Origin of the sequence: Mesobacillus maritimus (assembly GCF_019749255.1) — a bacterium.
In the GTDB taxonomy this organism is placed as follows: domain Bacteria; phylum Bacillota; class Bacilli; order Bacillales; family Cytobacillaceae; genus Mesobacillus_B; species Mesobacillus_B maritimus_A.
In genome coordinates this window covers 338,654-354,736 of the sequence record NZ_JACWFH010000008.1, presented here as the reverse complement: position 1 = coordinate 354,736, position 16,083 = coordinate 338,654, and the positions used below count along the sequence as shown (strand labels likewise).

Here is a 16,083-nt window from a genome sequence, read left to right as displayed (position 1 = left end):
ACCTCCTATAGTGGCTATGTCCTTCTCGGATGTTGCTTCCCGCTACATACACTTCTCTCGCAGTATTTCGCGGGAACCTTTGTGATAAATGGTGAAAAAGCAAAAAAATAAAAGCAGCTTCTTGAAAAGCCACTTCTCTTTCTTTCATTTTATTTTGTTTAGTACCCTAGTTCAAGTTTTACCACTTTCTTGCTGGGGTAAGTCATTTTCATTTCTCGCTTTCCTGCATCAAGTTTGTCTATGCTTTCCTCAAGAGCGGAAAGTTTTTTATCACATTGATTTAGACGTTCTTCGTGTGATTTGTACCAACTGTTACAGAATTCTTCCGTTGAGGAGTGCAATTCAACTTCCAATTTATTAAGCTGTTGATTAATATCCGCGAGCATTAGAATAATGTCTTCCCTCTCAATACCGTTTGTTTTCATATTTGCAAACCTCCCTTGTGAACTTAAGTATCTTTATTCGTGGTTTTGTCTCTATGTCCTCTACTAGTGACAAAACTAGTAGGGATTCGGCAAAGAAAGTGAATTTTTGAAAAGCTAAGCATGATTCGACAACACCTAGAATGAAATAGCCCAATTTGAACAGACTATAAATCGGAGGTGTTATTTGTGAAAAAACAGGAAAAGTCAAATAAGCAAGAGCAAAAACATTTAGAAGAGAAGAAAACTGGATATGGGGACAAAAAGCTCGAAGGTCCAGATCGTCCATCTACTTAGAAAACAAAAAGCAAGGGGAATCCCCTTGCTTTTTTATCTGTCTTCTTTTGACAATAGTTCTTTTAAAGAGATTAACGTTTGAAATTGCTTTTGTTTATCGAAAAACCACTCCGTCAAAAGGATTGGATGTTTATGATAGATATCAGGGTTCAACCATTTTTTATTAAATTTTCTTTCTAGAAACCAGTCTGGCTGCCATTTGTCATGATGACTAATCACAGGATATGTCATCCTAAGAAATGGAGTTTCTCGCTTTTTATTCACCATATACTGTTCATAGTCATGTCTCGACCCTGTATGTTCTGTTCGAAGGGAAAATTCTAAAAACTGAGGATAAAGTTCTGGATCAAACAAAATAGATGCAATTCTTTGACCAAGATTTATTCTTTTATGTACAGATATAAAACCATTTACGCTCGCACCATAAATCTCGCCCCTCATTGTTGGGAGCAGCACTGCGCTAAAATGGAAAAAATCTTGAAAGAGAAATCTTAATGTATGAAACACTTTCTTTTGGTATTTGTGATGCTTAATAACCGAATGGTGAATGACATTCTGTTCATTTATGATAAGCGCATTCATCAAGCGATATTTGTCCCTTTTTCTCCAAAAATACTTCCATTCTGTTTCCATAAAAGAAGATATATTAAAATGTGTTAAAAGGTGAAACAAAGGCTTGCCAACTTTCGTCGAATAATGGTACAGAAGTAATTGGGGGAATGCATCATGAAAAATTGTCCAATTAGCCCGCTCATAGGTAAGAAAAAGTTGTTGTCTTACGGGAGGATCGAGAATTCTCGGAAACCAATCACCTTCTAGGTCGCACATATTGTATCCTCCGTTACGCGAGACCATACTGGCTAAGAAGGACCAAATAATTTCAGGATGTTTTAAGTAATAATCAAAATATGCGTTTGTTCTGGAAACATTGTCCACATTTAACTCGCTTGTTTCCAGGCGGATCTTAAAAATAAGCTGTTCCTCTGTATCCGATATTCCTGCTTTTCCAGCTTTAGCTATAGGTTTCAATGCGCTCCCCCCTTGGTTACTTTTTAGGTTAGGATGAAATAGGGCTAATTATTCAACCATTCCAGCCAAAGATTTGGTATGATAGGTATTAGTTTGCGAGGTGGACAATATTGAAATTTCATTATCCCAACGGAAAACCATATGTTCCGAAAACTAATTCTGTTGAACCACAATTAAAACAATTTAAGAACCAGACCTATAGCAACCGTGGGATGACATTAGAAGAGGACCTTAATGAAACAAATTCATACTATTTGGAACGAAAGATTGCCATTATACATAAGAAGCCGACTCCGGTCCAAATAGTGAATGTAGATTACCCGAAAAGAAGTGCTGCTGTAATAAAAGAAGCTTATTTTAAACAAGCTTCCACTACAGATTATAATGGAGTTTATAAAGGGAAATATATTGATTTTGAGGCTAAGGAAACTAAATTTACAACATCTTTTCCACTCAAAAACTTTCATCCCCATCAAATCCGTCATATGGAGGATATTTTAAAACATCATGGAATCTGTTTTGTTATTTTACGGTTTACGAAGATTGAAGAAGTGTACCTTCTTGAGGCAAAGCACTTATTAGCTTTTTGGGCAAGAATGGAGGAAGGCGGTCGTAAATCCATTACAAAGCAAGAAATTGAAGATTTGGGATATCATATCCCTCTAGGACTTCAACCCAGAATTGACTATATTAAAGTAATCGATTATCTTTATAACCTTAGTTAACTATTAATTTAGTTCTTTAGAAAGGAAGGAAATATATATGGCAGATAAACCTCAAACAAGGGAGGAGCGCCGTAAACAGCAAACCACTAAGAAACCTAAGGCGAAGGGAAAGAAAACCCAAAAAGGTTTATTTAAGAAGGTATTCTTAGGCTTAATTATCCTTGGAATTCTTGGCCTTCTTATCGGTGCTGGTACTTTTGCTTTCATGATTCAAGATGCGCCTGAGCTAGACGAAGCAATGTTAAAAGATCCAATTATTTCAAAAGTATATGATATGAATAGTGAATTAATCACAGAGATAGGTTCTGAAAACCGCGATTATATAGAATATGAAAACATACCTGAAGTGGTTGAAAATGCTGTAATAGCAACGGAAGATGTACGATTTTACCAACATAATGGATTAGATCCCATTCGCCTAGCAGGAGCTGTCATTGCGAACTTTACCGACGGCTTTGGCGCAGAAGGTGCGAGTACGATTACCCAGCAGGTGGTTAAGAATTACTTTCTTACCTTTGATAAGACATTAGATCGTAAAGCGGAGGAAGCATGGCTCTCCTTCCAACTTGAACGAAAATATACAAAAGAAGATATCTTTGAAATGTATTTCAATAAAATCTTCATGTCAGAAGGCAGTCATGGAATTGGTACTGCAGCAAAAGTTTATTTTGGAAAAGAATTAAAGGACATTGAATTACATGAAGCTGCGTTATTAGCAGGGATTCCGCAGAGTCCTAACAATTACAATCCTTTTACACACCCTGAAAATGCAGAAAAACGTCGCAATATCGTCTTAACGCTCATGCACCAACATGGTTTTATCTCAGAGGCTGAGATGACGGAAGCAAAGGCCGTTCCGGTCACGTCCTCACTACTCCCTGAAGAAGAACGTGAAAAACGGAAAGAAAAACCTTTTGATGCCTTTATTGATCAGGTTATTGACGAAGTGGAAGAACAAGGAGATTTTGATATTTTTTCCGATGGACTAAAAATTTATACTACTTTAGATCCTAACGCGCAAACTTATGTAGAAAACTCATTAAATACTAATGAGATTGTTGATTATCCAAACGATGAGGTCCAAGCTGGGATTGTCCTTATGGATACACAAACAGGAGAAATCCGAGCAATTGGAGGAGGACGGAACAGAACTGGCGAGCGCGGCTGGAACTACGGTACCGATCTTAAGCGTCAAACTGGCTCAACAATCAAACCTATCCTTGATTATGGCCCTGCCATTGAACATTTAAACTGGGGAACATTCCATATGCTTGAGGATAAACCATACCAATATTCAAATGGTGAGAAAATCTCGAACTGGAATAATAAATATAATGGACCAATGACAATGCGAGATGCATTAGCACAATCAAGAAATATTCCTGCTTTACAGGCACTTCAAGAAGTAGGTTTGGTTAAGGCCCGTGATTTTGCCGAAGGTCTTGGTCTTGGAGAATCCTTACCATCAGAACTTACAGAGTCAGCTGCCTTAGGAGCCTATGAATTATCACCATTGGAAATGGCTGGTGCCTATGCGGCATTTGGAAATAACGGTTACTATACCGAACCTCATGCTGTAAAGAAGATTGTTTTGCGCGACAATACCGAAATTGATATGTCTCCTGAAACAGAAGTTGCAATGAAAGACTATACTGCCTTTATGATTACCGATATGCTCAAAACGGCTGTTACGAGCGGTACAGGTGGATCTGCAAATATCCCTAATCTTCCTGTCGCAGGAAAAACTGGAACAACAAATTATACAGATAAAGAAATGAGAGAAAATGATATTCCTGACGGCGCAGTACCTGACTCTTGGTTTGTCGGATATACGAGCAGATACACAGCCGCTATATGGACTGGATACGATAAAAGGAGTAAAGGATTACTTGCCGATGGGTTTCAACAAAAAATCCCACAAATATTATTTAAAGGGATTGTATCAAAGGTATCCGAAAATATTGATACTCCTGACTTCACGACGCCTAATAGTGTAGTTCAAGTAGCGATAGAAAGAGGTACCATTCCTGCAAAATTAGCTAGCGAATACACACCAAGAGATCAAATAATAACCGAATATGCTGTTAAAGGACATCTTCCAAGTGAAACTTCGAAAAGATTTGAGAAGCTTGCTGCGCCAAAAAAACTTTCAGCAAAATTCGATGAAACTACAAATTCAATCGTAATTACTTGGGAATCAAAAGAGGAAGGTGCGAACTTTGAGGTTAGTGCCTCCATCGACGGTGGCCCATCTCAAGTCCTTAAATCAACAACTGACACCAGTCTAGCAATCGCCTCACCTGACCCAGGGAGTACTTACTCCATTTCAGTAACGGCTAGCCGTGGTGAATTGCGAAGTGATCCAGCTAGTACAACGATTAAGATTCCTGAACCTGAATCTGAAGTTCCCAAAGAGGAAAATGAGCTTCCTGAGGAAGAAAGCAATGAAAATGAGGATGGGAATAGCAACGAGGATGAGAACGGGAACGGAAACGGCAATGAGAATGAGAATGAAAATGGAACCGAGAACGGAAATGGGAACAGCAATGGAAATGGAAACGGAAACGGAAATGGAAACGAGAATGGGAATAACAACGGAAACATCAATACTGAAGACCCTAATACAAATGTAGAAGAGACTCCTGAAGATGAGAGTGAAAACCAATAAAGAAACGTCCGGGAATTTATTCCTGGACGTTTTTCAATTTACTCTTTAATAGTAACTCTCTAGTAAAGTGTTTCTGTTGTTCAATGTATAGTTCCGAAAGCTGTGCAAAGGAATGATAGAGCTTTGGCCTTGAAATGATAAACTCTATTCTCTCTTGAACATTAACAGGCTTTATATTTAGTTGCTGGATATTGTGTAATGGGAAATGAACAGGTTGACCATTTGTCCAGAACAGCATTTCAACGAAAATCGCAATAGCATGTTTCATTGGACCCAGAGCCGATGAAGCATCCCTAGCTGAGAATATTGATTCTAGTTGTTTCTTATGTTTCTTCCATTCTTCCAGAAGAAAGGGAATTACCTTTTCTGGACTCTCCCATGGCCTTATCATGTTTAACCCATGATAAAAGCCTATTTCATAAATAAATGGATCGCTAGAAATAAACTCTACGGGTAGTTTGTCCTCTATTTCCACTATATCTTTGGGAAAGAAAAAAGAATGGTCCAGTTCGCTTGGTACCTTAAGTGTAATCCCCATTACTTTCCTTTCTCCTTACTTTTCATTCGTTTTTTCCCTTCCCTACATATATCCAGTAATGGGCAGATTTCGCATTGGGGATTTTGAGCTTTACAATGATATCGACCAAAGAATATCATTCTATGGTGAGTAATGGACCATTCTTCCTTTGGAACCTTTTTCATCAGTGTTTTCTCTACTTCTAATACGGAATCTTTCCAACGACATATTCCAAGTCTTTTACTTACACGTTCCACATGTGTATCGACCGCTATCGCTGGAACATTATATGCTACAGAAACGACAACATTGGCTGTCTTTCTCCCGACACCAGGAAGCTTCGTTAATTCGTCCCGATCATTGGGCACAACTCCATCATAATCTTCTATTAACAATTTACATAATTTTTGAATATTTTTTGCCTTATTTCGAAAAAGCCCTATTGATCTAATATCGTTTTGAAGTTCATCAAGGGATACTTGGAGATAATCTTCTGGAGTCTTGTATTTTTGAAAAAGATTTTTGGTTACTTTATTTACCAATGCATCGGTACATTGCGCAGATAAGGCTACCGCAATCACCAATTCAAATGGATTGGAATGATTTAATTCACAATGTGCATCAGGAAATAACTTCCCCATTTCATCTAAAGAATATCGGATTTGATTTTTATTTAGCATGTAGATTCACCTATAGTTTTATTTATATTATTGTCTGTGTCTATCGTGGGGGGGCAGACTTCCGTTCCAAGCATTTCGCTTTCATCAAGCAAGTCAGGAATCCCCAGGAGTCTTCGTGCACCCATTCCAATTATACTGTGAACATTATCACAACCATATTAATAAAAACGAGAGATTTTTTCTCTCGTTTCGTCACTTCTTTATTGTTCCAACCAATTATAAAATGGCACCGGTCTTGATTGTACTTTAACATCCTTTGGAGCTGGTTTTTGTTGTCCCTGGTGTTGTCTAAACTTCCTGCCATAGCTTTTCGCCTGTTCAATTGTCTTAATTCCGTTTTTCTTCCATTCAAACAAAATTCGGTCAATATAACGAAAGTTAAGTTTTCCAGAAATAACAGCCTCTCGTAAAGCGGCTTTAATAATAATAGGATCATGATGATCATCATCCATCCACATTGCAAGTGTTTCACATTCAAATGGAGATAAAGGGCGACCAAATTCCTTTTCAAAACAAGTATATAAATCGGTCTCTTCTACCTGCCGTGCCTGCACGCGCTCTTGCTTCTGATTCTGCATAAATCGATCAATTAATTTTTCCCAGAGCGGATCTAATGAATACCGTTCAAATCGAATCCCATCTGCAGAATCTCCATCTATAATATCAATAAACCCCTTTTGTATTAAAGCATGAAGGCTTTCTGTACAATCCACTACTGAAACTGCCATCCGAGCCGATATCTCAGCAGGAGTAGGAAATTCATTCCCCTTTTCTGCAAAATGAATAACTTGGAGAAGCAGGACTAGTTCTTGCTCTGATAAATGCATGTTTTTGTATTCTGTTAATAAAGCTGCCGGGATTGTAATCGTACCTTCCCGAAGCCATTGGATAAAATCAGATTTTTGCATAGCGGACACCTCATTTCTAAGTATAACATGAACAAAGACACCAGGTAACAGAATACAAGAAGTTTAGGGTTGGAAATAAAGTGAAATGCGCTGTTCCCAAAAACGTTACATTGTACCAAAACGAAGCGCCCTCTCTAGCCATGCTAGAAAGAGCGCTCTTATTAGTATTATTAAGGATATAATCTATTTAGTAGACGTGGGAAAGGAATTGTTTCCCTAACATGCTCAACGCCAGAAATCCATGCAACTGTTCTCTCAAGTCCAAGGCCAAAACCAGAATGAGGAACAGAACCGTATTGTCGCAATTCTAGATACCATTTATACGCTTCTAGTGGCAAATTATGCTCGTCTAAGCGTTGCTGTAACAAATCAAAGTCGTTAATTCGCTCCGACCCCCCAATGATTTCACCATAACCTTCTGGTGCAATCAAATCTGCACAAAGGACTAACTCAGGACGCTTAGGATCAGGCTGCATATAGAATGCTTTTAATGCGGTTGGATAGTGTGTGATAAATACTGGTTTATCGTAGTTCTCAGCAATTGCCGTTTCATGTGGAGCACCAAAGTCATCTCCCCACTGAACATCATTAAAGCCTTTTTCATGTAAAAACTTTAATGCTTCATCATAGGTAATCCGTGGAAATGGAGCTTGTATTTTTTCTAATTTCGACGTATCTCTACCAAGTATTTTAAGCTCAATTTGACAATTTTTCAAAACAGATTGAACGATATATGAAACGTATTCTTCTTGAACCTTTAAGCTGTCTTCATGGTCATAGAATGCCATTTCTGGCTCGATCATCCAAAATTCAATTAAATGACGGCGAGTCTTAGATTTTTCTGCTCTAAAGGTTGGCCCGAATGAAAATACCTTACCTAGAGCCATTGCAGCTGCTTCTAAATGAAGTTGACCACTCTGTGAAAGGAACGCATCCTCGTCAAAATATTTTGTGTGGAAGAGTTCGCTACCACCTTCAGGTGAGCTTCCAGTCAAAATAGGCGGATCAACTTTCGTAAAACCATTATCATTAAAGTATTCAAATGTAGCACGGATAATTTCATTACGAACTTTCATAACCGCATGTTGGCGTTTAGAGCGTAGCCATAAATGGCGATGATCCATTAAAAATTCTGTTCCATGTTCCTTTGGAGTAATTGGATAATCAACCGCTTGATGGATAACTTCAAGCCCTGTAACCAATAATTCAAAGCCCAGTGGAGAACGTTCATCTTTTTGGACCTTACCGGTAACATAGATAGATGATTCCTGTGTAATTGATTTTGCTAACTGAAATACTTCCTCTCCAACATCACTCTTTGCTACAACACCTTGAATAAAGCCTGTCCCATCTCGCAATTGCAAGAAGGCAATTTTCCCGCTGGAACGTTTGTTTGCTAACCAAGCGCCAATCTTCACTTCTTGATCAACATATTTATGTACTTCTGAAATAGTTGTTTTATTCACTGATTATTTCCCTCCAAAACTAAGTAAAACTCACTTGGTGCTATGTACGTGTTCTATTATAACTTTGGTTCAATCTAAGGGCAACTATGAAAAGTGGAGCCCCTTTATCACCCTACAGGAAAAGCCTAGCTCATATAAAATAGGCTGACGGATAAAGAGCAGAGGCACAACTAACTACAAATAAAAAGGCAGGACCACAAATTCATTAGCCCCCGCCTTTTTCATTTATTTTTGATTGGTTTCAATAAAGTTTTTCATGCGATTAACTGCACTTTCAAGTAAGTCTAACGACGTCGCATAGGATAATCGGATGTTGTCAGGTGCCCCAAAACCTGAACCAGGTACTACCGCTACTTGTTCCTCTGTTAGGAGTCTCTCAACAAATTCATCAACATCTTTACAGCCTGTTGCAGTTGCAGCTTCCTTCACATTAGGAAAAAGATAGAATGCTCCTTGCGGCTTAAGACAAGTAATCCCGGGGATTTCAACTAGCTTTTGATGAATGATATCCAGACGCTGTTCGAAAGCTTTACGCATCTCTTCAACCGGCTCCTGACTACCTGAATAAGCGGCAATTGTCGCGTACTGAGCATTTGAAGTTGGATTTGAAGTACTATGGCTCGCAAGGTCTGTCATAGCTTTAATTACTTGACTATTTCCAGCAGCATAGCCAATTCGCCACCCCGTCATGGAATGGGATTTGGATACTCCATTAATCACAATTGTCTGCTCTTTTAATTCAGGAGAGATTTCTGCAATTGAGACATGCTCGTGACCACCATACATCAGTTTTTCATATATTTCATCTGATACAATAAGTACTCCATATTCTAAGCAAACCTCTCCAAGAGCCTTTAATTCTTCTTTTGTATAAACCATACCAGTTGGATTACTTGGGGAGTTAATAATAACTGCCTTTGTTTTTTCAGAAATCGCTGCTTTGAGTTGGTCCACTGTAATTTTAAATTCATTTGCTTCTATGCCCTCAATGAAAACTGGGGTTCCTCCAGCTAATTTCACCTGCTCAGGGTAACTCACCCAATAAGGAATTGGGATAATTACCTCGTCTCCTTCATCAAGAAGAACTTGAAACAAGGTATAAAGTGCATGTTTAGCCCCACTGGTAACAATGATTTCATTGGCTGCATATTCTAATCCCTGGTCCCTCTTTAGCTTTGCAGCTACTTCTTTTTTCAATGCAGGAAGACCGCCTGCAGGCGTGTATTTTGTAAGACCAGCTTCCATGGATTGGATCGCTGCATCAATAATATGCTTAGGCGTGTTAAAGTCAGGTTCCCCTGCCCCTAAACCAATCACGTCATAACCCTCAGCTTTCATTTCTTTTGCTTTTGCGGTAATCGCCAATGTCGTAGATGGTGTTAATGTTCCTACCCTTTGTGCAAGTTTGATGTTCATTCTAGTACCTCCCGTAGGTGTTTTCTATATCTAAAAATTATCAATTGCTCGCAGTTTTTCACCTGTTTCAAAATCTACATAAAAATAATTTAGATGGTCATTATCGGTACGATAATAAATCTCCCATGCAGGACGTGTTGTTTTTTGGATTTTTGTCATACCCAAACGGACAGAAATAATTTCCTTTGGATCTTTGTTTGCGTAAACAGTCTGGATGGCTTCTTCTTCACTCACACCACTATTTACCTTCTTTATAACCGTCTTTCTGTCATCTTCTGAGATCCATACATAAACTTCTTCCTCGTTCGTGTCTTTTGCCTGTAAGACATAATATGTACTTTCACCATTAGACAACTGAAAATTATGGAAATCCGTCAAATCGGTATCTTTTTGAGCGATTTCAATTGCTTTCTTTTCAGCAGTTCTAAGTGGTTTTGTCGCATTCAGGTATACTGAAATTAACCCAATACTACCTGCTAGTAAGATGACAATGCTAATAATTATCCATTTTTTCACAGCGCTCACTCTTTATGTTCAATATATAGTAAAGATTACCTTTTCCTGATCTTCACGATCAAGGGCTAATCCAAACATCAAATCTTTATGTTTTATTCTACCATTTAGGCATCAACAATTTTAAATAAGATGGAGCATTATTGAATGGGAACTGTAAAGAGAACTTCAACCTTACCTTCCACTAAGTATTCCTCCAATAACACGACAAAATTTGTTACTAATAGCAAACAGCATTACAGTGAACAATAGGAATACAATTTTCTTATCTTTCATTACACCTATTATATCAGGTGTTTCCAATTGTAGATATGACAGTTTGCAGTAAAATCAACCAAATTTCCTTCTGGTTCACACACATCTTTTAACTGCGCAATTTCTTGCGCAGTCTTTTTTTGACCGGTATCGCCATACAGTTAGAGCCATTTATTGATAAAGTTGATCATCTCATCTATAGTGGCTCTTTGAATAGGAACCGTAGGAATTGACTGCAAAAATGCCTTCCCATATGAAGTCGTAATAATACGCCTATCAAAAACAAAGATGATGCCCCGATCAGTTGAAGAACGAACCAACCGCCCAAATCCTTGTTTAAATCTCAGGACTGCCTCGGGTAGTGACAACTCATTAAAAGGATTCCCTCCCTGCTGAAGAATCAAGTCCCGCTTAGCTACTGCAAGAGGTTCATCTGGTGGTGAAAACGGTAATCGAACAATCACAATGCATGATAAATCCTCACCAGGTATATCAATTCCTTCCCAAAAGCTACTTGTACCAAATAGAATCGCTTTTTCAAAACGTTGAAAGTTCCTTGTCAATCTACTTCGACTACCAGCTGTAATCCCTTGCGCAATTAACGCAAAATCGTCAAGTAGGCCGCTCTCCTTTATTAGTTCATATGTTTTTTTCAACATTTCATGAGAGGTAAATAAAGTAAGCATCCTTCCACCTGTTGCTTCGGCGATAGAAATGATATGTTCAGTAATCGCAGCGATATATTCTGTTTCAGGTACAGTTTTGATATCTGGTAAATCCTCTGGAATAATGAGTTGAACTTGTTCTTTATAGTGAAAAGGTGACTGGATTTGACTTTCAATAATCGAAAACTCACTAATTCCTAACTCGTTTTTTATGTATTGAAAGGATCCATTGACAGTCAGTGTGGCCGAAGTAAGGATGATACTTTTCTTTTTTGCAAAAAAATCATTCCTCAGATGATTTGCAACATGGACTGGCCGTCCATAAACAGTGGTCATATTCTGAACAGACCGTAGATCCGTTTCAATCCAACGAATTTCCTGACCACTAGGAAATAAAAACACCTCACGAGTTTTATTTCTAACTTTGTTCATCTCTTTTAACAAGAGACTAATTTCCTCGAGAAAACTCTTTTCTACTTCCGTCAATCTATGCTTTTGATTTTCAATAAACATTAACCGATCTTCAATTGCATTAATGACATCCTTGAGCAAGAAAGAAAAGCGTTCTGCGACTGCAAATAGCGCCTTCCATTCTGTACTGTTATCTGTTTGTGTGAGCATGGTTTGAAGTTTATTGTTGTTGGAACTTTGTCGTTTCTTTCTTTTTGCAAATATCGTAACAGTTTTAAAAAGTTCATCCGTTTCATACTGCAAGTTAATCATTGCTTCATTCAATTTTTTTGTTGGGACTTTTATGTTGGCACGACCATCAAGTTTTTCAATTAATTTTTCTAGTCTATGGAAGAACTGCCCATGATCAAATTGACCAAATTGATTAAGCATCAGTCTAATCGATAGATAATCTAGTGCCCTGCCATAATATTTACCGGCAACCTTTTCAAATTGATGTGCTTCATCCAGGATCGCAAACTCATAAGATGGAATGGACGTCTCTTCCGAAACCAAGTCCATCAACAACATTGAGTGGTTGGTTATGATAAGGTCCGCTTCCTCAGCTTCTTTTTGGGCTCTCAAGTAATAGTCTCTAGAGTCCCATTGTTTAGTCTGTAAGAAGGTAACTGGTACATTTTTAATTTTATTCCAATAGAGCATGCCACCACTAGATAAATTAAGCTCATCAAAATCTCCAGTATTGGTTTCTAATAGCCAGACAAGTATTTGCATCTTAGTCAAGGTCGTATCATAGTTATCATCTTCTTCTCGAAGTGTATGTTCAAACCTTGCTAAATTAATATAGTGACTGCGCCCTTTTAGTAAAATTGCTTTGATGGGGAACCCACAAACATCTCTTAATATAGGGAAGTCTTTAATTAATAACTGCTGCTGAAGTTGGGTTGTATATGTTGAAACAACAACCCTTTTTTGCGTTTCCTTTGCGTAAAAAACTGCAGGAACTAAATAAGCCAATGTTTTACCGATACCTGTTCCAGCTTCTATTAATGCATGCCTTTGATCTGAAAAGGCATGATAAATGCTATTCATCATTTCCAATTGTCCATCTCTTACCTCAAAGGAAGGGATGGCTTTTTTAAGTAACTTTTGCTGTTCTTCTTTCTCTTCAGGAAAGAGGAAAACTTGCTGCTTTTCCGGTGTTTCGGAGACCTCTTTTTTCCTTAAGGCAATCCCCCGGTATACTTCAATTGAACGGAAATATTCTTCTACAACTTGCTCCTTCTGCTGCAATATCTCTTCAAGTAGAAGGTAAATATCACTTTTCAATCCGGCAGATAGCTTGGTAAGACTCTTAATGGTTACAGTAGGAAACGACTCAAGTTTATCAAGAAATAGTAACAATAGCTCTCCAGTTACATAGGCATCGCTGTCCGCCTGATGTGGTCGGTCATGAGAAAGACCTTCTCTGGCCGCTAAGTCTGAAAGTTTATAGCTGTCAGCTGTAGGAAATAAAATTCTAGCAAGTTCAACGGTATCTAGGACAGACCCATAGAACCCTTCATAACCGGCCATTTGCAATTCATCCTGAAGGAATCCAAGATCAAACAGTACATTGTGAGCTACAAAAAAGGCCTCATCAAGTAATTCCATAATCTCTCCAGCAATTTCAGAAAAAGCGGGGGCACTCGACACCATTTCATCATTTATCCCAGTCAATTCCTCAATAAAAGCGGGAATCGGTTTTCCAGGATTCACTAGTGATGAATATTTTCCAATTATCTTTCCATCTTCAATGATAACCGCTCCAATTTGAATAATGCGGTCCCCTTTTCTAGGGGAGTTTCCTGTAGTTTCTAAATCAACGACAACAAATTTATTGCCCATTATGTAACACCTCAATATCCAGTCTTATAACGGTATCATAAAAATTGAAAATAAAAAAGATAAAACTTATCTATAAGAAAAGCTTCCGCTTAAGCGGAAGCTTATAGTACCGTGCTTTCTGGCTCTGCGTGTAGCATTTCAACAATCCGATTATTTTCATCCATGATTGCTACTTTTGGTTGATGATACGGGACTTTATCTTCCGCAACGAGCGCATAAGAGATAATAATTACAACATCCCCTTCTTGCACCAATCGAGCTGCTGCACCATTCAAGCAGACGACTCCACTACCTCGTTGACCAGGGATTATATACGTTTCAAAGCGAGCACCATTATTATTATTAACAATTTGTACTTTTTCATTTGCAACTAACCCAACAGCATCAAGAATATTTGAATCAATCGTGATGCTACCAACATAATTAAGATTGGCTTCCGTCACACGAGCTCGGTGGATTTTTGCATTCATCATTGTTCGAAACATTAGCTCTTTCCTCCTATTATACGATTTCAAGGATTATATTATCAATTAGACGTGCTTTCGAAAATTTCACCGCTACTGCTAGAATCACTTTTCCAACGATGGTTTCAATCGGTCGTAATTGAGGGTATGAACGGAGCTCAACATAATCTATAGTAGCCTTACAAGTCTTGTTTATATGCCCTTTTACCAATTGCACAATCTCCTCAGGGTTCCTTTCCCCCTGTTCAATCACTGTTTTGGCAAGCTGTAAGCCCTGGTACAATTCCTTCGCCTGATCTCTTTCCAATGGAGAGAGATAGACATTTCTCGAACTTTTAGCTAGTCCATCCTTTTCTCTTACCGTTGGCACAGGAATAAGTTCGATTGGGAAATTAAAATCTTGAATTAAGCCATCAACTACAGCCACTTGCTGTGCATCTTTTAAACCAAAATAAACTCGATCCGGCAAAACGATATGAAATAATTTTGTAAGTACCGTGGCAACACCATCAAAGTGTCCCGGTCGAGACTTCCCACATAATACATCGGTTCGGTCCTGAACCATCACTTTAACAGTGGAAGAATTCGGGTACATCTCTTTGACAGTAGGATTAAACAGGATGTCAACGCCTTCTTGTTCAGCGATTACCCGATCTCTTTCAAAATCACGTGGATAACCATCCAGATCCTCTCCCACTCCAAACTGAAGAGGATTAACAAAAATACTTACTACAAGAACATCGTTTTCCTTTCTTGCTTGCTTCATGAGGGTCTGATGACCCTCATGAAGATATCCCATTGTCGGAACAAAACCAATTTTTTTTCCGGAAGTTTTTAAGCTTGTGATGATCTGCTGCATCTCCCTAATAGTTTGAATGGCTTTCATACTTTCCCTCCGTAGAGAACTTGGAGTTCTTCTTCCTTCATTGTAAAACTGTGCTTGTCTTCTGGAAACTCTCCATTCCTTACTTCATACACATAGGTATCCAATGCCCTAGCCATCTGATCGTTAACGTCTGTATATTGTTTTACGAATTTTGGTACACGATCTACACCATAGGTAAGGATGTCGTGGTAAACCAGAACCTGTCCATCTGTGCCCACTCCAGCTCCAATCCCAATCGTCGGAATACTTAACAGATTGGAAATTTCATAGGCCAATTGCTTTGGAACACATTCTAGCACAAGAGCAAAGGCACCTGCTTCCTGGCACTTTTTCGCGTCCTGTATTAATTTTTTTGCGGAGTCTGCATTTTTCCCTTGGACTTTATATCCCCCTAATACGGCTACAGACTGAGGGGTTAAGCCTAAGTGTCCAACAACAGGTATTCCTGCTTTCACTAGTGCTCTTATATGATCAATAACCTCGTCTCCACCTTCAACCTTAACAGCGTGAGCACCTGTTTCCTGAATAATTTTAGCAGCATTGATTAACGTATCTCTAACGGAAAGGTGGTAACTCATAAACGGCATATCAACAACAATAAATGTATTAACCGCCCCTCTTTTGACCGCTTTTGCATGATGAATCATGTCTCCCATTGTAACAGGGACCGTTGAATCATAGCCAAGTACCACCATGCCAAGTGAATCCCCAACCAGGATCATGTCCACACCGGCTTGCTCGGCTTGCTTAGCAGCTGGATAGTCGTAGGCTGTCACCATGACAATTTTACTCTTGTTCTCCTTCATTTTCAGAAAATCAGTTGTCTGTTTCATTCTTTCTCCTCCTTGTTTACAGGAGAGGCGATAAAACAACT

At 38.6% G+C, this 16,083-nt stretch carries 14 protein-coding genes and 1 pseudogene; 2 read left to right on the top strand and 13 right to left on the bottom strand.

Translation table 11 applies throughout. The annotated features are described in order from the left end of the window. Positions 1 to 158: 158 nt before the first annotated feature. A complete protein-coding gene (locus tag H0185_RS07190) occupies positions 159 to 425 on the bottom strand; it encodes a hypothetical protein (protein ID WP_221872574.1) in 267 nt (88 codons plus the stop codon). A gap of 327 nt (positions 426 to 752) precedes the next feature. Beyond that, complete coding sequence (locus H0185_RS07185) at positions 753 to 1,748, bottom strand: DUF2515 domain-containing protein (protein WP_246629056.1); 996 nt, start codon at positions 1,746 to 1,748, stop codon at positions 753 to 755. 110 nt (positions 1,749 to 1,858) lie between these two features. On the opposite strand from H0185_RS07185, the gene recU reads away from it, so the two are divergent. Continuing rightward, a complete protein-coding gene (gene recU / locus H0185_RS07180) occupies positions 1,859 to 2,473 on the top strand; it encodes a Holliday junction resolvase RecU (RefSeq protein ID WP_221872572.1) in 615 nt (204 codons plus the stop codon). Positions 2,474 to 2,510: 37 nt separating this feature from the next. Next, entirely contained in the window at positions 2,511 to 5,141 is a 2,631-nt protein-coding gene (locus tag H0185_RS07175) for a penicillin-binding protein 1A (protein ID WP_221872570.1), read from the top strand. 16 nt (positions 5,142 to 5,157) lie between these two features. On the opposite strand, the gene H0185_RS07170 is transcribed toward H0185_RS07175, so the two are convergent. From H0185_RS07170 to panB, 11 genes and pseudogenes are all read right to left on the bottom strand, one after another. Continuing rightward, on the bottom strand, positions 5,158 to 5,679 hold the full coding sequence (locus H0185_RS07170) for a YpoC family protein (RefSeq protein ID WP_221872567.1): 522 nt from the start codon (positions 5,677 to 5,679) through the stop codon (positions 5,158 to 5,160). Beyond that, positions 5,679 to 6,338 (bottom strand): endonuclease III, encoded by a 660-nt coding sequence (nth, locus tag H0185_RS07165; protein WP_221872564.1) that lies wholly within the window; start codon positions 6,336 to 6,338, stop codon positions 5,679 to 5,681. Before nth ends, H0185_RS07170 begins: the two co-directional genes overlap by 1 nt. Positions 6,339 to 6,538: 200 nt before the next feature. After that, positions 6,539 to 7,246, bottom strand: coding sequence for a DnaD domain-containing protein (locus tag H0185_RS07160; protein ID WP_221872562.1), 708 nt, complete (start codon positions 7,244 to 7,246; stop codon positions 6,539 to 6,541). 170 nt (positions 7,247 to 7,416) lie between these two features. Further along, positions 7,417 to 8,712: an asparagine--tRNA ligase gene (asnS, locus tag H0185_RS07155; protein ID WP_221872560.1), complete on the bottom strand. Its 1,296-nt coding sequence runs from the start codon at positions 8,710 to 8,712 to the stop codon at positions 7,417 to 7,419. 225 nt (positions 8,713 to 8,937) lie between these two features. Next, positions 8,938 to 10,122 (bottom strand): pyridoxal phosphate-dependent aminotransferase, encoded by a 1,185-nt coding sequence (locus H0185_RS07150; RefSeq protein ID WP_221873067.1) that lies wholly within the window; start codon positions 10,120 to 10,122, stop codon positions 8,938 to 8,940. Between the two features lie 36 nt (positions 10,123 to 10,158). Beyond that, complete coding sequence (locus H0185_RS07145; protein WP_221872558.1) at positions 10,159 to 10,644, bottom strand: cell wall elongation regulator TseB-like domain-containing protein; 486 nt, start codon at positions 10,642 to 10,644, stop codon at positions 10,159 to 10,161. Between the two features lie 18 nt (positions 10,645 to 10,662). Next, positions 10,663 to 10,826 (bottom strand): annotated as a pseudogene (locus H0185_RS07140) (DUF4264 family protein). 231 nt (positions 10,827 to 11,057) lie between these two features. Further along, on the bottom strand, positions 11,058 to 13,859 hold the full coding sequence (dinG, locus tag H0185_RS07135; protein WP_221872556.1) for an ATP-dependent DNA helicase DinG: 2,802 nt from the start codon (positions 13,857 to 13,859) through the stop codon (positions 11,058 to 11,060). 101 nt (positions 13,860 to 13,960) lie between these two features. Beyond that, entirely contained in the window at positions 13,961 to 14,344 is a 384-nt protein-coding gene (gene panD / locus H0185_RS07130; protein WP_221872554.1) for an aspartate 1-decarboxylase, read from the bottom strand. 16 nt (positions 14,345 to 14,360) lie between these two features. Continuing rightward, positions 14,361 to 15,209, bottom strand: coding sequence for a pantoate--beta-alanine ligase (gene panC / locus H0185_RS07125; RefSeq protein ID WP_221872552.1), 849 nt, complete (start codon positions 15,207 to 15,209; stop codon positions 14,361 to 14,363). Beyond that, complete coding sequence (gene panB, locus H0185_RS07120; protein WP_221872550.1) at positions 15,206 to 16,042, bottom strand: 3-methyl-2-oxobutanoate hydroxymethyltransferase; 837 nt, start codon at positions 16,040 to 16,042, stop codon at positions 15,206 to 15,208. Before panB ends, panC begins: the two co-directional genes overlap by 4 nt. Positions 16,043 to 16,083 lie beyond the last annotated feature (41 nt).